This is a genomic window from Lacrimispora struthionigena (assembly GCF_048627165.1).
In the GTDB taxonomy this organism is placed as follows: Bacteria; Bacillota; Clostridia; order Lachnospirales; family Lachnospiraceae; genus Lacrimispora.
In genome coordinates, this window is sequence record NZ_JBMBWP010000001.1 from 805141 (window position 1) to 821526 (window position 16386).

Sequence of the window (16386 nt, forward strand, 5' to 3'; positions counted from 1 at the left end):
AACTTTTTCAACGGCATTCCCTTGTGTTTGCCAGGATAAGTATTATATAATAAAAGCCAAAGTAACATTCTCTAAACGTATACTTGCGCTGTTTTGCTTATTTCAAAGGAGAATATATTTATGACTAAAAAGGAAATAACAAGAGAGATTATCGGAAATGTTTTAATACCCATGGGATTTGTCTCTGGTGAAAATATAAATAGCTGCTGGTTCATAAGAAAATTTAAAAACAGTAAGGGTGAGACAGCTAGGCTGGTCGTTGAGTTTTACACCAGGGGATGGGATAAGAGGCTGTTTATGGTCATTAACTCTTATTCAGGCAGATGCAGCAGTTATGGGATTGGGGATATTGTGCCAGACAGCAGTGAGAATGGCTTACCATGTGCAACTTTAAAAGAATATAAGCTTGCTATTGAAGCATATGCGGATCTATTGAAACAATATGGACGGGATTTTTTTAAGAAGATTTCCAAACCGCCATTGGAAAATGATTATTTCAGGGAAGAAGATGATTTCAGGCTGTTTAAAGAACACGATTTGCTGGCTGAAAAATTTTTAACAGAGAATCAGCTGAATATATCTCAAATGAAAGCGGAAGATGCGATTCAGATAATAAAGAAAATTATTTTGGAAAAGCAGGGAGAATCCTTTGAACAATGCCGCAATACGATTTTGGAATTATCCGCGTTTTATGGCAGAGTGCTGGGAAACAGCCATAAATGCAGGTGGGTCATGCATAATTGCAGAACACATTTTACCTGTACCCTGAATTTTTACTCCAAGTCAGGCCCTTCCTTATCCTTACATAATGATATTTCCATGGCATGGAAGGATGGTGTGGACAAGCTGGATTCCTTAATAATTGATTCATTGTAATAGAGGGGGGAGCGCATTATGGGAGATGAAATTGTCACAATCAGTGAGATGGCGAAACTGCATCACCTTACCCGTCAGACGCTTATTTATTATGATCATATCGGGCTTTTAAAGCCTGTTTCCATCAATGAACATGGTTACCGGTTTTACAGTGTTTTTCAGATCCCTGTTTTAAGGGAAATCTGTCTGTTAAAAAAGCTTGGAGTGAAGCTGGAAGATATTAAGAAAAGCTTTGAAAACCGCAATCCGGATACCGTAATTAATCTTCTGGAATTGCAGAAAGAATCAGTAGAAAAGCAAATACAGGAACTGAATAAAACGAAGAATCATCTGGAGCACAGAATCCGGTTTTATGAAGCGCTTCATGAAGAACATCCCATTAATACTCCCCATATAAAGGAGATTGGCCCAAGAAAGGTTCTTTTTGTGCCCTTTCACGGGGAACCGTGTAAAAATGTTCTTCATCTTACCTTGATGAAAGCGTGGAATCAGATTTTTGACTGGGGTATGGTACCGTCCAGCGGGTTTGGAACTCTGATCAGGTGCAGCCAGTTTGAATCCGAGGATCTATACAGAGAAGCAGGAATTTTCGTGGTGGTCCCGGAACAGGAGAATAATCTTCCGGGTATTGAGGAGATTCCGGGAGGTACCTATGCCTGCATGTATAAATACGCCTTTCCATATTATAAAGATTATTTTTTTAGTCTCAAAGAATGGGTAATGTCTCAGGGATACGAAATCATTGGTGATGCACTGGATCTATGCCTGTTGGATACCACATTTTATAATTCGGAACATGAGGTGGATTACTGCTGTCTGCAGATTCCTGTAAAGAAAAAAGTACCCCTTACATAAACCAGTTCTGATAAATAAGACCTGTAAAAGCAAAAAAATTAGTTATAATATGGGCTGCTGTCACAATTTTAACAGATTTTGTTTTATAGGCAGCAAGCCCCCATAAGAGTCCCATGAAAAGAGAACCTCCAACCAGGGAACCACCTCCGCCCTGGTATACGATACCCTTTGCTAAGTATAATGCAATATGCCACATTCCAAAAAATAACGATGGGTAAAGATAAGCCCAAATCATATGATCATCAAAAATCTTATTAAAAATCCCCCTCCAGAACATCTCTTCTAATGTCCCGTTTATCATTCCAAATAAAAGAGCAAGGATTAAAACCTGAAAACCGGCTATTGGAGCAATGTTTTTAAATACTGCAAAAAAGGTGGCAATACAGGGGATTAATGCTAAAAAATAATAAATAGTTTTCATTCTTGATGTTATATTTGATTTTTGACGGTAAATCTCTTTCAACCTGTTGAAACCACCAGAACAATATGCAGAAACAGGCAGGCAGAAGAGAAACCAGTAGATACAAAATCCTGTGACGTATCCGGCTGTTTTTCCTACTTTAACGGTTAGATAAGGGATCAATAATAACATGGAAATGCAAAGAAAGGGGGCACTCCCAATCAGAACCCATTGCTTTTTACTCATAGTTTTCATCATATTTCCTCACGCTGTCATTATTATTTAAATTTATATGTCCAATTATAGTATAAATCCACTTGACTGTATAGCCACAATATAGTGCATAGTTAATTTAACAGGCTATTATCAAAAAGAAGGGGGATTTATTATGTCAGAAATAAAAGTAAATGATTTACGTTCAGCCTTAGAACTTTTAGCATCAATTCCGGGGCAGCTCATTGAAACAGATGTTGAAGTTCATCCTCATGCCCAACTTTCCGGCGTTTACCGCCATGTGGGTGCCGGAGGCACAGTTATGCGACCCACGAAAGAAGGCCCCGCTATGGTATTTAATCAGGTAACAGGTCATGAAGGAGCAAGAGTGGCAATTGGTTTACTGGCAAGCAGAAAACGAGTGGGATATCTGTTTCATGAAGCGCCGGAGCGCCTGGGTCATATGTTGAACGATGCGGTAAATCATCCCATAAAACCAGTGGTTATTGATCAGAAAGAGGCAAAATGCCAGGAAGTGGTTCATTATGCCACCGACCCTGATTTCGATTTACGTAAATTGGTTCCAGCTCCAACCAACACAGAAGAAGACGCAGGACCTTATATTACATTGGGAATGTGCTACGCTTCAGATCCGGAAACAAAGATTTCTGATGTTACCATTCACCGCCTGTGCATTCAGAGTAAGGACGAGATTTCCATGTACTTCGTACCGGGTGCCAGACATTTAAACGTTTTCCGTGAGAAGGCAGAGGCAGCAGGCAAACCCCTTCCCATTTCCATCAGCATCGGTGTGGACCCTGCCATTGAAATCGCTTCCTGTTTTGAACCGCCTACAACACCACTGGGATTTAATGAGCTGGAGATTGCCGGAGCGATCCGCAAGGAGCCGGTGGAACTGACACCCTGTATTACCATAGATGAAAAATGCATTGCCAATGCAGAATATGTAATAGAAGGTGAACTGCTCCCCGGAGTACGGGTAAGAGAGGATCAGAATACCAACACAGGAAAAGCCATGCCGGAATTTCCTGGTTATACAGGTCCTGCCAACCCGGAACTTCCTGTTATTAAGGTAAAGGCAGTCACTCACAGAATCAATCCTATCATGCAGACCTGTATCGGACCTAGCGAGGAGCATGTAAGCATGGCCGGAATACCAACAGAAGCCAGCATTCTTCAGATGGTGGAAAAGGCCATGCCTGGTAAGCTGTTAAATGTATACTGTGCGTCAAGCGGCGGCGGTAAATATATGGCTGTTCTTCAGTTTTGTAAAAAGATTCCCAGTGATGAAGGAAGACAACGACAGGCGGCACTGCTTGCGTTCTCAGCATTCAGTGAATTAAAGCATGTTTTTCTTGTTGATGAGGATGTGGATCCCTTTGATATCAATGATGTTATCTGGGCGATGAATACCCGTATGCAGGGAGATTCCGGCATTGTATGTATTCCTGGAGTACGCTGTCATCCACTGGATCCCTCCAACGATCCCTCAATCTCACCTTCCATCAGAGATCATGGAATTGCCTGCAAAACCATTTTTGACTGTACCGTTCCATTTGACCAGAAGAGCCGTTTCAAACGAGCGAAGTTTATGGATGTAGATCCGTCCCGCTGGGTACCGGATATTAACTAGTTAGTTACTGGATTTTTACTAAATACATAAGAGGGATACATATGCCAATCGGAGTAATTGTTAACAGTCTGGCAGTGCTGACAGGCGGCGCTGCCGGAGCTTTATTAGGAAATAAAATACCTGGTCATCTTCGTGATAACCTCACGTTGATCTTCGGAGTCGCTTCCATGTCCATGGGAATCGCTTCAATCGTAAAACTGACTTATCTTCCTGCCGTTGTGTTTGCGGTAATCATTGGAACTGCAATTGGTGAACTGATTCATCTGGAATGGGGCATTACAGCTGCAGCCCAGAAGGTGCAGGCTCCTATTTCAAAAATGTTTTCCGGAAAAGGGACCGGGTTAAGCCAGGAGGAGTTTATGCAGAGACTTGTCAGCATCGTCGTCCTGTTTTGCGCAAGCGGAACCGGTATATTTGGTGCGTTGCAGGCGGGAATGACTGGGGATCATACGATTCTGTTCTCCAAGTCCATTCTTGACTTTTTTACAGCAGGAATTTTTGCAGCAAGCCTTGGATTTATTACGTGCACCGTATGTGTTCCACAGTTTATTGTACTTTTGACTTTGTTTCTCAGCGCTTCTTTCATCATGCCGATGACAACAAAGGAAATGCTAAACGATTTTACCGCATGCGGCGGCATTTTAATGCTGGCTACCGGCCTTCGAATTTCAGGGATCAAATCATTTCCCATAGCAAATATGCTGCCTGCCATGGTACTTGTCATGCCGTTTTCCTATTTCTGGTCTCATGTAATTTTGAGTCTGTTATAAGTCCTGGGAGAAGAAACGGATAATACTTGATGTTATCTTCACAGAAATGATATAATTAAAAAAGCAAAGATAAAAACACAGCCCATGGCATCTGTCATGGAGATCCGGTTGGTAGTCCGGACGGAAACGGTTTACCTCCGTTTCTAAGTAGCCCTCCTCCTGGTCGTCCGTTCTTTGTGTAAACAAGAATAGGAGGAATTGTTATGGACAAGGTTTCGGTTGAATTTTCAGTATTTTTTGAGGAGCCCTTTTGGGTAGGTATTCTGGAGCGGGAAGTGGATGGAAAACTGTTTGTAAGCAAAGTTACATTCGGCCCAGAGCCCAGGGATTATGAGGTAAATGAGTTCCTTCTTAAGAATTACTACAGGCTGAGGTTTAGTCCGGCTGTTGAAGCTGCTGTAAAAGTAAGTAGTAAGAATCCAAAACGGATTTTGCGGGAAGTCCGCAGGCAGATCCAAAACACAGGAATCAGTACAAAATCCCAGCAGGCGCTGAAATTGCAGCAGGAAGAAGGAAAACTGGAGCGGAAGCTTTTATCCCGGGAAGTAAGGGAGGCAAAAGCACAGCAAAAGTTTGAACAGAAACAGCAAAAGAAAAAGGAGAAGCACAGGGGCAGATAATGCCCCTTTCTCTATGGAAAAAATCAGGAAGAGATTGCTTCTTGCATGGGGCTGGGAAGCAGGGTATAATCGATTCTATACTGACAAAAGCAGGTGAAAGAATGTACATAGCAGATTTACATATCCACTCCAGGTATTCCATGGCAACCAGTAAGGACTGTACACCGGAGCAGCTGGATCTCTGGGCGAGACGAAAAGGAATCGGGATTCTTGGCACCGGTGATTTTACTCATCCGGCATGGAGAGATGAGTTAAAAGAGAAACTGATTCCGGCAGAGGAAGGGCTTTATGTGTTAAAGGAAGAGTATCGTCTGGAGGGAGAAAACACCTTCGGTTCCCTGATTCCCCGCTTTGTTATTTCCGGAGAAATCAGTTCCATTTATAAAAAGAACGGAAAGACGAGAAAGGTACACAGCCTTCTTCTTCTGCCAGGACTTCATGCGGCAGAGCAGCTCTCCAGTAAACTTGAGGCTGTGGGCAATATCCGTTCGGACGGCAGACCCATCTTAGGTCTTGACTGCCACGATCTTCTGGAAATGATGCTGGAAGCAGATCCCAGAGCGGTTTATATCCCCGCACATATCTGGACCCCTCATTTCTCCCTGTTCGGGGCATGTTCCGGCTTTGATACCATAGAAGAGTGTTTTGAAGATCTGACTCCTCATATCCATACATTGGAAACCGGACTTTCTTCCGATCCCTCCATGATCTGGAGTATATCGGCGCTGGACCGTTTTCAGCTGATCTCCAACTCCGATGCCCATTCTCCTGCAAAGCTTGGCAGAGAAGCCAGCCTTTTGGACATCGAACTGTCCTTTGACGGAATTTCTCATGCTTTAACCAGTGGCAGTGGATTAATGGGAACCATAGAATTCTTCCCCGAAGAAGGAAAATACCACCACGACGGTCACAGAAAATGCGGGATCTGCTTTTCACCTTCCGAAGCAGAAGCGCATTCCGGCAGGTGTCCGGTGTGTGGCGGGAAACTGACCATGGGAGTATCTAACCGGATTAAGCAGCTGTCTGACCGGGGTGAGGGCTTTGTGTTACCCCAGGGAAAGCCGTTTGAGAGCCTGGTTCCGCTGCCGGAGGTGATCGCTGCCTGCCTTGGCTATTCTGCAGCCAGTAAAAAGGTTCAAAATCAGTACTTTGAACTGCTGCGTGGGCTGGGATCAGAATTTGATATATTAAGAGAGGTTCCCCTGGAAGACATCAAAAAGAGATCAGATCCCATGATCGCAGAAGGGGTGAGCCGGCTGCGGGAAGGAAAAGTGGAACGAATACCAGGTTATGACGGGGAATACGGAATCATAAAGCTGTTTGATCCTGATGAAATTTCCCCTGGAAAAAAGAGGAAAGGACTATAACTGATGACAGAAGATAACATTGGCGCAATTCTTAAAAAGCTGGATGACGTATACGGAGTTACAAAAGAAGGTTTTTATCATGATCAGCCCTGGCAGCTGCTTGCAGGGATTATGCTTAGTGCACAGAGTACAGATAAGCAGGTAGAAGAGGTACTGCCTGACTTTTGCAGGCGGTTTCAGACTGCTGCCCAGCTGGCAGATTCGCCTCTGGAGGAGATAGAGGCTTCCATCCGTTCCATCGGTCTTTATAAGAATAAAGCGAAGAATTTAAAAAAATGCTGTGCTCAGATTGTAAATGAATATGATGGTGAGGTTCCATCAGAAATAGAGGAACTGTTAAAACTGGCGGGAGTGGGGCGGAAAACAGCCACTTTGTTTCTTGCCGATGCGTATGAAATTCCGGGAGTTACGGTAGATACCCATGTTTTCCGGATATCCAGGCGGCTAGGCTGGGCAGAGGGGAAAAATCCGGTAATTGTGGAACAGGAACTTCAAAAGGTATTACCTGAGGAACACTGGAACCGGATTAACTTTCAGCTGATTTATCATGGAAGAGAGGCCTGCACAGCCAGAAAGGCCAAGTGCGAAGAATGTATTTTGGGGGATTGGTGTGAGAGAAGAATTTAATCATGAAAAGATCGCTTTGAAAAAGGGAAATGTTTCAGAAGTATTCAGTGATGGCAAGGTGGTTTACAGAGACTTAAAGCCACAAAGTAAATCCGTTCACAGACTGTTATTGCATCTGGAAGAAAAGGGCATCGGGTTTACACCTCGCTTTCTTGGAATGAATAAGAATAATATGGAGATGTTAAGCTTTGTAGAGGGTGAAACAATTGATGATTATCCCATACAAAACGAGATCAGTAAGAAAATTACAACGGTTCGGCTGGCAGCGGAAATGCTTAGAAAATTCCACAATGGAACTGTTGATTTTATACAGAATCCGGATGATATCTGGTTTTTAGAATATAAAGGCGAATTACAGAAAGAAGTGATCTGCCATAACGATTTTGCACCGTATAATGTTACATTTCAAGATTTAAAGCCCGTAGGGTTAATTGATTTTGATACCGCATGCCCCGCTCCAAGGATCTGGGATGTTGCTTATGCAGCTTACCGTTTTGTGTCTCTTAGTGAAGAAGTATATGATATAAATATAAGACAATATCGCAGTTACAGCAAATCAACAGACCGTCTGGAGAGGAAACTTCTGCTTCATGAATTTCTTGACAGCTATGGCATGAAGAATACCTTAGAGGTTTTGCAGACTCTGATTCAACGGCTACAGGATCTTGTATTGCTTTTTGATGAGGAATGCAAAAAAGGAAGTGAGCCGTTTATTAAAATGAAAGAATCAGGACATCAGCAGTTTTATATCCGTGAGATAGCGTTTATAAAAGAGAATATGGCTGATTGGATATAGTAGGGATTGAGAAAGTATAAAAGGAGAATAGACAATGAGGTTAATGTTTAAACAACGCTTTTTTTCCTGGTTTGACAGTTATGATATTTATAATGAAGAAGGCGGCTGCGTTTTCACAGTCAGCGGAAAACCTGCCTGGGGGCACAAGCTGGAAATCTATGATAGAAACGGGAGTCATCTGGCTACTTTAAAAGAGCAGATATTTACGTTTCTTCCCCGGTTTTATATTATTATAAACGGTGAGACAGTAGGCACAATAACAAAGGAGTTTACTTTTTTCAGACCGTCCTTTCACATCGACTGCAATGGCTGGGAAGTAAAAGGCGATTTTTTTGAATGGGATTATTCCATATATTCAGGAGAGGGTCGTGTTGTAGCGCAGATAGAAAAACAGCTGCTCCGCTTTACGGATACGTATATTATTGATGTAGAGGAAGAACGGAATGCTTTGTTATCATTGATGGTGGTACTTGCCATTGATGCTGTTAAATGCAGTCAGAATAATAGTTGAAAAAATATTATAAAAAAGAATTGACTACTACGCTGCGTCATACTCTATGATAATAATTGTCAGGAGGAATCTGTTATGAATACCAGGGAAGCAGCCGGTATAACCGGAGTCAGTGTGCGAACGCTGCAGCACTATGATAAGATTGGTTTGCTGTGCCCAAACCGTGATCCGGATAACGGTTACAGGAATTATTCCGATGAAAATTTAGATCAGCTGCAGCAGATTTTATTTTTCAGGGAATGTGGATTTTCTCTTGCTGAAATCAAGGTTTTTCTTGCGAATCCCGGTTTTGACAGGGAAAAAGCTTTTGTACTGCAAAGGGACTGCCTGCTGCAGGAACGGGAGCGTATCAATATCATGCTGAAAACTCTTGATCGGACGATTAAAACATGGAAGGGAGATAAGACAATGACGCAGTCGGAAAAATTTTACGGTCTGGGGAAACAAAATAACCCCTATGAAGAAGAGGCCAGACGCCTTTGGGGAAATGAAGCTGTGGACAAAAGCAATGAAAAGCTGGGATCCCTGACGGAAGAGGAACAAAATCAGGTATTTGAAAATATGGATCAGATGTTTCGTGAGCTGGCAAAGCTTTGCAGAAAACCACCTGAATCAGAAGCGGTTCAAGCTGCAATAAACAATATGTTCCGGTTTTTCAATGAAAATTTTGGTGTTACCTATTCTTTGGAAGCCTTTGCAGGGCTGGGACAGCTTTATATATCAGATTCACGCTTTACTCAGAATATAGATCAGTATGCACAAGGGTTATCAGTATTTTTAAGTGAAGCTATGGCATATTATGCTGAAAGCAGAAAAACAATTAAATAACAAGAGATGAAACACCGCTTTTCCTGTATTAAAAAAAGGGAAAGCGGTGTTTTTTTTACCCTTATACTTAAAAAAAAATAGTGAAAATATTGTGCAATATAAACAAAAACACAAGAGGATATTGTGGTTAATACCGAAAATATAGATAAATAAGAGCATCTATTGACAACTGGTAGCATTACTGGTATTATCAGTAATATGAACAGAAGAAAGGCTAGGGAAATCTAGATGAAAAAAAGAGAACGTGTAGTTGCGGCAATTCAGGGAAATGAGGTGGATCATGTACCTACCGGCTTTTCTCTGCATTTTCCGGCAGGAGAAGAACATGGAGAAAGAGGGATTTCATCTCATCTGAAGTACTTTACAGAAACAGATACTGACATCATTAAAATTATGAATGAAAACCTCATTCCTGACGCAGGTGTAATTAAAACACCAGATGACTGGAATCAGATTCCGGTTTTTTCCATGAATGATACATTTATGCTAAAACAGATAGAACTGGTAAAAAGAATAATGGAGAAGGCGGATGGGGAAGCTTTTTCACTGGGCACGCTTCATGGAATCTGTGCCTCTGCGATTCACCCCAACGAAAGCCGATATGGATATGAGAAGACGAGAGAATTAATTTGTACCCATTTAAGAGAAAATCCTGCGCCGGTGGTACAAGCTTTTAAAAGAATTACAGATGTATTATGCCAGTTGGCAGTTAAGTATCATGATTTGGGATTAGATGGTATTTATTATGCAGCATTAGGAGGAGAACGACATTATTTTACAGATGAAGAATTTGCAGAGTTTATCCAACCATTTGACAAGCAGATTCTCAAGGCTTCAAAGGAGGCAGGAGGTATTAATTTTCTTCATATGTGTAAGGATCATTTAAACATGATCCGTTATGCATCCTACAACGAACTGGCAGATGTAGTAAACTGGGGAGTTTATGAAACTGATTTCAGTCTGGAGCAGGGAAGAGAGTTATTTCCGGGTACAACTGTAATGGGGGGATTGAAAAACAGAAGTGGAGTTATGGTTGAGGGTACCATAGAAGAGCTGAAGGCAGAAGCAAAGAATGTAATAAGGGAATATGGAAAGACGGCATTTATACTGGGGGCAGACTGTACATTACCAACTGAGATACCTTATGAAAGAATCAAAGCAATTACAGTTGCAGCCAGAGAAGTGTAGAAAAAACTAACAATTTGGGAGGGTTTGTTATGCGAAAGAAAATGATTGCAGCACTATTAACAGGTACCATGGTTCTGTCAATACTTGCAGGCTGTGGCGGAAGCAATGCTCCAAAAGAAGAGAAGGCACAGGAAACCAAGAAGACGGAGGCAGGAACAGAAGCTGCTTCCAAGGAAACGGTATATCCGTCGGGTACAATCACCATTTACGGAACCGGACAGCCCCAATATCTTCAGGAATATTTTGATGCATGGCTGGAACGGCACAAAGACATTGCGCCGGATGTAAAAATCAGCATCGTTCAGACTGAAGGGCATGCCAAGAGCCGTGAGAAGATCACTATGACTGCTTTATCAGGAGCGGTGGATGATCTGCCAGATGCGACTTATTTAGACCCCGTTAACATCATGGAATTATCACAGGGCGGATTACTGAAGGATGAAACAGATTTTTTGCAGCCTTATCTAAAAGATCTGGTTGACGGTGCTGCCAATGATGCAACGGTAAATGGACATACTTACGGATTGCCCGAGTCAGTGAGACCGAATGTGTTGTTCTACAATAAGGAAATTTTTGATAAGTACGGAATTGATCCTGCCATGATGAGCACCTTCGACGGTTACATGGAAGCTGGCAAACTCCTAAAGGAAAAAAGCAACGGTACTGTTTACTTGTCCTATATCAGCCCCGGAAGCAAAACATGGAGATACTGGGGAAGAAGAGGCTTAATGCCCCAGGCAAACGCTAAAATCTGGGATGAATCAGGAAATGTTGTGATCGGCCAGGATGAGGGAACCAAGCTTGCACTTGGAACGTTGGACACCATGTATCAGCAGGGACTTCTGCTAAAATCAGAAATTATGGAGCCTGCATTATATGATGCCATCAATAATGGACAGGTGGCAACCTTTTACATCGGTGCTTTCTGGGATGAATTCTTAAGAAAGAACTGCCAAGCCACTTCTGGAAAATGGAGAGTAATGGCATCTCCGGAATTTGAATCAGTGGGAAAAGCGGGCGCACCTGTATCTTCTTATTTTTGTATTGTTAACAAAGGTGACAATGTATATGCCGGCCTGCTGGAACAGCTGTGGCATGATTTCCAGTTCGATGCAGAGTCCAGAAATACCTGGGTAAAATCCATGGAAAAACAGAATGCACCTTATGCCAATCCCATTAGTTTAAAACTGCTTCAGGATGATTTCTGGAAAGCACCGTCTGACTACTACGGAGGACAGTCTTTCAGGGAAATGGAAGGAAAGTGTCTTGAAAATGGTGCTGCCAATTTAGTTATTACACCACAGGATGCAGAAGCAGATGAGATCATATCAGCAGAATTAGAAACCTATGTTGCAGGCAACCAGACGATGGAACAGGCAATTGCGAATATGGATAAAAACCTAAAGGCTAAAATCGGACAGGCAAAGATAATGAAGTAAATGAATGGGGGGAGTTTCTCTCTCCCCAGAAAGTGAAGGAGAATCAGTATGCTGCAGATCATAAGGAAAAATAAAATTCCATACCTGTTTATCCTGCCGTTTTTTCTTTTATTTTTGATGTTCCAGCTGATCCCCACAGTCTGGACATTCTACATCAGCCTTACCAACTGGAAAGGAATCGGTGCACCGGAGTTTTGCGGGTTAGAAAATTATAAAAAGCTCTTCATTGATAATATGTTCTGGGCAGCCCTTGAAAATACTGTGGTGTACTGGATTTCCGGTTTGATTATTATCATGTTTCTGGCTGTAGCCATCGCAAGTCTGTTAAATTACGGGCATTTAAAAGGAAGTACCTTTTTTAAGACGGTCACATTTCTGCCCAATATCTGTGCGGCCATAGCCATGGGTTTGATTTTCCGGATGCTCTTTGACGAGAATGCCGGTTTGATTAACGAAGTGCTGAAAGCCATGGGAATAGGAAAGGTTCCCTGGCTTACCAGCACAATGTTTTCAAAGATTCCAGTTATTATTTTAAATGTGTGGAGAAATACTCCATGGTTTACCATGATCATATTTTCTGGTCTTTTAAATATTCCAAGAGACTATTATGAAGCGGCAACCGTTGATGGTGCTAATATGTGGAAGCAGTTTTGCTGCATTACACTGCCATCTTTGGGAAACATTTTGTTTTTCTGTTCCATTACCCTGACAGTTGACAGCTGGAAACTCTTTAATGAATCCTATATCCTGCCAGGACCGGGAACATCAAATACTTCACTGTTCCAATATATGTATGAGTCAGGATTCAATATCTTTAATATGGGATACGCGTCTGCAATCGGTGTAATTCTCATTCTGATCCTGGCGGCTATCTCTGTGGTGCAGCTCATAGCCCGAAGAAAACAGGAAAAAATATAGGAGAATAAAAACATGGTATATAGAAGAAAACAAACAACAGTATCATTTCTCATCCATATGATACTGATTATCATATCATTCTTATGCATCATGCCTATATTGTGGATGTGCCTGATTTCACTCAAACCGTCCTCCGAAACAATGAGCGGAATACATTCCATATGGGTATCTGACCCTACGTTTGAAAATTACAGACGCCTGTTTGAAACCATACCTGTTTTACAAAATGCTTTTAACAGTATCTTCACCACAATTATGGGTACGGTAACCTCCCTTTTCTTTTGTTCGCTAGCTGGTTTTGCTTTTGCAAAATACAAGTTTCCAGGCAGGGATTTTCTGTTTTATTTTGTGATAGCAACAATGCTTGTGCCGCCTGAGACAGGGGCAGTTCCATTGTTTGTAATTATGAAAAAACTGAATTTAATCAACAGTCTGTGGTCTCTGGTAATTCCCCGGATTGCAACTGCAGTGGGTATTTTTTATATGCACCAGTATATCTGTGACGTACCCGATGAATTGGTGGAAGCTGCGAAAATAGATGGGTGTAAGGATTTTATGATCTTTATTAAGATTATTCTTCCGGTTATCAAGCCTGCTCTGGCCTCCTGGGCGGCAGTTACTTTAATTGCAAGGTGGAATGATTTTTTCTGGCCGGTCCTTTATTTAAGAAAGCAGGTTAAATATACTCTCATGGTAACCATTTCGCTGCTTCCGGTCAGTGAAGGCCTTTCTACTCCCTGGCCTGTTATTCTTTCCGGAACGACACTTGTAATTATACCAATTGTTGTGCTATATTTATTACTGCAGACTTTACAAAAGGCTGGTGCAATGGCTGGTGCTGTAAAGGGGTGAGCGGGTAAGCATTTGTATTTTGAAGCGAAGGGAAAGGAAATAGAACAAAATGCAGGGACAGTCGATAAAAACCCAGGTATATGAGGGAATATTAAAGGATATTCTGGACGGTGTGTACCAGGCCAACGAGATTATTAACGAGAAGAATTTAATAGATAAATATCAGGTAAGCAAGACACCTGTCAGAGAAGCACTGGTTCAGCTGTGCGGTGAAGGTGTGCTTAATAATATCCCCCGGTTTGGATATCAGCTGTCTTTAATCACCCCAGGTGAAATTGTTGAAACCATAGAATTTCGGAAGATAATCGAGGTGGGAGCACTGGAACGGTGTTTTGATAAGATATCGGAGGCACAGTTAAATGAACTCCGTGAACTCAATGAAGAAGCAGCTAAAATTATTGAATGCCAGGATATTAGAGCTCACTGGGATCAGAATCAGAAATTTCACAAAGCTCTTTGCGGATTTTGTGGGAACCGGTATTTACAGAAGTCATTAAATGATTCCTTACGCTTATGTACCCTGATTGCCAATCAGTATTTTATAAAAGTATGGGAGAACAAAGAGGATAGCGATTACGATCATTTTAAGCTTGTAAAAGCCATTGAAGACGGGGATTTTGAGCGTGCGAAGGAAATTCTTGTATATGATATCGAATTAATGAAAAATAAAATACTTTGATTTGAATTATGACTCCTCACCGGTTATCACTACCGACGGGGAGTTTTTTGCTTTACCACAACACAGTGACACGAAAATAACTTCTTTACGATAAATTTATGAAATTGTAATAATTCAATAGATGTCAGGATGGAAATTATATGGTAAGATAATATAGGACTGCGCTGCCTTAAACGCAGCTTTTTTCATGAAGCAAAGGTTTCCTGAAGGCTGTCGCAGGTAAAAAATAGATATGAGTATGGAGGCCTAGATGAAGCAAAGGAAATTTCACTTACACTTAACATTGTTCGGGACTATCGTTTTAGTACTGGTTCTTGTCTTATTGTTCCAGACCTTAAAGGGTAGAGCAGAGCCGATCTTCGATGACAATACCATGACTACATATTACGCTAAAACCGTTCTTGGAACAGCGCCGGATTTGCAGGCAGAACGGTATTTTAATAAGGATAACTACGAACTTTCCGGCTTCACCTTTGATGTCAGCCAGTGCGACTGGAATAAAGCAGGTACATACCGGGTCCCGGTAATTTACGATGGAAAGAAAACCAACTGTGTGGTGCAGGTGGAGGTACGCAACTCCATAGAAGAGATACCGGAGACGGCCGCTTCCATCAATGAGAATGCAGTTTTAACAGAGAAGAAGTAAGGAGAAAACCCACATGGAGCGTCATAGCTTAACTACCCTTTGCTACATTGAAAAAGAAGACCAATATCTCATGCTTCACCGCATTAAGAAGAAAAATGATATCAATCAGGATAAATGGCTGGGAGTCGGAGGCCATCTGGAAGAAGGGGAAAGCCCGGAGGATTGTCTTTTAAGAGAAGTAAAGGAAGAAACCGGCCTGACGCTACTGTCTTATCGACTCAGAGGGTTTATCACTTTTGTGTCAGATCAGTATCCTGATGAATATATGTTTTTATATACAGCTGACAGTTATGAAGGTTCACTTACCGATTGTCAGGAGGGAGTTCTTGAATGGGTGTCGGTAGAAAAAATTGACAGCCTTCCCATATGGGAGGGAGACCGGATCTTTTTTGAACTGCTAAAGGATGAGATTCCATTTTTTTCACTGAAACTGCAGTATTGCAAAGATCGTTTAGAGGCTGCTGTATTAAACGGGTCACCGTTAGAGCTTTTAGAAGAACGGGATTTGAATGGCTGCACTACCGGTAAAGTACGTGCACGCTTTATGATGCACCGTGACGGTATGCTTCATGGAACTTCCCACGTATGGGTAGTAAGACCCAATGAGAAAAGCGGATTTGACTTACTTTTACAAAAACGCAGTGCAGGTAAGGATGCCTATCCTGGCTGTTATGATATATCTTCTGCAGGACATATTCCGGCAGGTGATGATTTTCTTTTATCGGCTGTCAGGGAACTGTCAGAAGAACTTGGAATTGATGCTGCTCCAGAAGAACTCACCTATGTAGGGCTTCATGAGGAACAGGAAGACGCTGTATTTTACGGACGGCCGTTTCGTAATCATGAAATCAGTCATGTCTATGTTTATGAAAAAACGGTGGATGAACGTCAGCTTGTACTTCAGAAGGAAGAGGTGGAATCAGTACTCTGGATGGATTATGAGGAATGTCTGAACCGGATGAAAGATGGAACTTTAGTCAACTGTTTAAATGAAAAGGAACTTCATATGCTTGCCCGCTGGTACCATAAAAAGGGATTGACCGGACAACAGCATTTATGATATAGTAGAAGCATTAAAGAAAGTAGGAAGTGTGTTTATGTTAATTGTGTCAAATCATGGAGCGTAAATCAGAATCATAATGTGAAC

General features: G+C 41.8%; 17 protein-coding genes and 1 pseudogene. 17 read left to right on the forward strand and 1 reads right to left on the reverse strand.

What is annotated here, in order from left to right:
- Nucleotides 1-120 precede the first annotated feature (120 nt).
- Nucleotides 121-876: a hypothetical protein gene (locus tag ACOAOT_RS03695; RefSeq protein ID WP_420215743.1), complete on the forward strand. Its 756-nt coding sequence runs from the start codon at nucleotides 121-123 to the stop codon at nucleotides 874-876.
- A gap of 18 nt (nucleotides 877-894) precedes the next feature.
- Nucleotides 895-1731, forward strand: a complete 837-nt coding sequence (locus tag ACOAOT_RS03700) for a MerR family transcriptional regulator (protein WP_420215744.1) — start codon at nucleotides 895-897, stop codon at nucleotides 1729-1731.
- Here the strand turns inward: ACOAOT_RS03700 and ACOAOT_RS03705 are convergent.
- A complete protein-coding gene (locus ACOAOT_RS03705) occupies nucleotides 1724-2389 on the reverse strand; it encodes a CPBP family intramembrane glutamic endopeptidase (RefSeq protein WP_420215745.1) in 666 nt (221 codons plus the stop codon). The genes ACOAOT_RS03700 and ACOAOT_RS03705 overlap by 8 nt on opposite strands.
- A 130-nt stretch (nucleotides 2390-2519) precedes the next feature.
- On the opposite strand from ACOAOT_RS03705, the gene ACOAOT_RS03710 reads away from it, so the two are divergent.
- The 15 genes and pseudogenes from ACOAOT_RS03710 (at nucleotide 2520) to ACOAOT_RS03780 (ending at nucleotide 16299) form a co-directional block, all read left to right on the forward strand.
- Nucleotides 2520-3998, forward strand: coding sequence for a UbiD family decarboxylase (locus ACOAOT_RS03710; RefSeq protein ID WP_420215746.1), 1479 nt, complete (start codon nucleotides 2520-2522; stop codon nucleotides 3996-3998).
- Between the two features lie 41 nt (nucleotides 3999-4039).
- Nucleotides 4040-4768: a DUF554 domain-containing protein gene (locus tag ACOAOT_RS03715; RefSeq protein WP_420215747.1), complete on the forward strand. Its 729-nt coding sequence runs from the start codon at nucleotides 4040-4042 to the stop codon at nucleotides 4766-4768.
- Between the two features lie 203 nt (nucleotides 4769-4971).
- Nucleotides 4972-5388 (forward strand): YjdF family protein, encoded by a 417-nt coding sequence (locus tag ACOAOT_RS03720; protein WP_420215748.1) that lies wholly within the window; start codon nucleotides 4972-4974, stop codon nucleotides 5386-5388.
- A 101-nt stretch (nucleotides 5389-5489) separates the two neighbouring features.
- Nucleotides 5490-6725 (forward strand): annotated as a pseudogene (locus ACOAOT_RS03725) (endonuclease Q family protein); the annotation flags it as partial.
- A gap of 33 nt (nucleotides 6726-6758) precedes the next feature.
- Complete coding sequence (gene nth / locus ACOAOT_RS03730) at nucleotides 6759-7382, forward strand: endonuclease III (RefSeq protein ID WP_420215749.1); 624 nt, start codon at nucleotides 6759-6761, stop codon at nucleotides 7380-7382.
- The gene (locus ACOAOT_RS03735) at nucleotides 7366-8178 is read left to right on the forward strand and encodes an aminoglycoside phosphotransferase family protein (RefSeq protein ID WP_420215751.1); all 813 of its coding nucleotides are present in this window, start codon (nucleotides 7366-7368) and stop codon (nucleotides 8176-8178) included. The genes nth and ACOAOT_RS03735 overlap by 17 nt, the downstream gene beginning before the upstream one ends.
- 34 nt (nucleotides 8179-8212) lie before the next feature.
- The gene (locus ACOAOT_RS03740) at nucleotides 8213-8689 is read left to right on the forward strand and encodes an LURP-one-related/scramblase family protein (protein WP_420215752.1); all 477 of its coding nucleotides are present in this window, start codon (nucleotides 8213-8215) and stop codon (nucleotides 8687-8689) included.
- Nucleotides 8690-8764: 75 nt separating this feature from the next.
- A complete protein-coding gene (locus ACOAOT_RS03745) occupies nucleotides 8765-9517 on the forward strand; it encodes a MerR family transcriptional regulator (protein WP_420215754.1) in 753 nt (250 codons plus the stop codon).
- Nucleotides 9518-9745: 228 nt separating this feature from the next.
- A complete protein-coding gene (locus ACOAOT_RS03750; RefSeq protein WP_420215755.1) occupies nucleotides 9746-10705 on the forward strand; it encodes a uroporphyrinogen decarboxylase family protein in 960 nt (319 codons plus the stop codon).
- 29 nt (nucleotides 10706-10734) lie between these two features.
- Entirely contained in the window at nucleotides 10735-12144 is a 1410-nt protein-coding gene (locus ACOAOT_RS03755; protein WP_420215756.1) for an ABC transporter substrate-binding protein, read from the forward strand.
- A 48-nt stretch (nucleotides 12145-12192) separates the two neighbouring features.
- Nucleotides 12193-13062, forward strand: coding sequence for a carbohydrate ABC transporter permease (locus ACOAOT_RS03760; RefSeq protein WP_420215757.1), 870 nt, complete (start codon nucleotides 12193-12195; stop codon nucleotides 13060-13062).
- A 57-nt stretch (nucleotides 13063-13119) separates the two neighbouring features.
- Nucleotides 13120-13914 (forward strand): carbohydrate ABC transporter permease, encoded by a 795-nt coding sequence (locus tag ACOAOT_RS03765; RefSeq protein WP_420216647.1) that lies wholly within the window; start codon nucleotides 13120-13122, stop codon nucleotides 13912-13914.
- A gap of 49 nt (nucleotides 13915-13963) precedes the next feature.
- Nucleotides 13964-14593 (forward strand): GntR family transcriptional regulator, encoded by a 630-nt coding sequence (locus ACOAOT_RS03770; protein ID WP_420215758.1) that lies wholly within the window; start codon nucleotides 13964-13966, stop codon nucleotides 14591-14593.
- Nucleotides 14594-14843: 250 nt separating this feature from the next.
- The gene (locus ACOAOT_RS03775; protein ID WP_420215759.1) at nucleotides 14844-15239 is read left to right on the forward strand and encodes a ty transcription activator TEC1; all 396 of its coding nucleotides are present in this window, start codon (nucleotides 14844-14846) and stop codon (nucleotides 15237-15239) included.
- 13 nt (nucleotides 15240-15252) lie between these two features.
- On the forward strand, nucleotides 15253-16299 hold the full coding sequence (locus ACOAOT_RS03780) for an NUDIX domain-containing protein (protein WP_420215760.1): 1047 nt from the start codon (nucleotides 15253-15255) through the stop codon (nucleotides 16297-16299).
- Nucleotides 16300-16386: the final 87 nt, after the last annotated feature.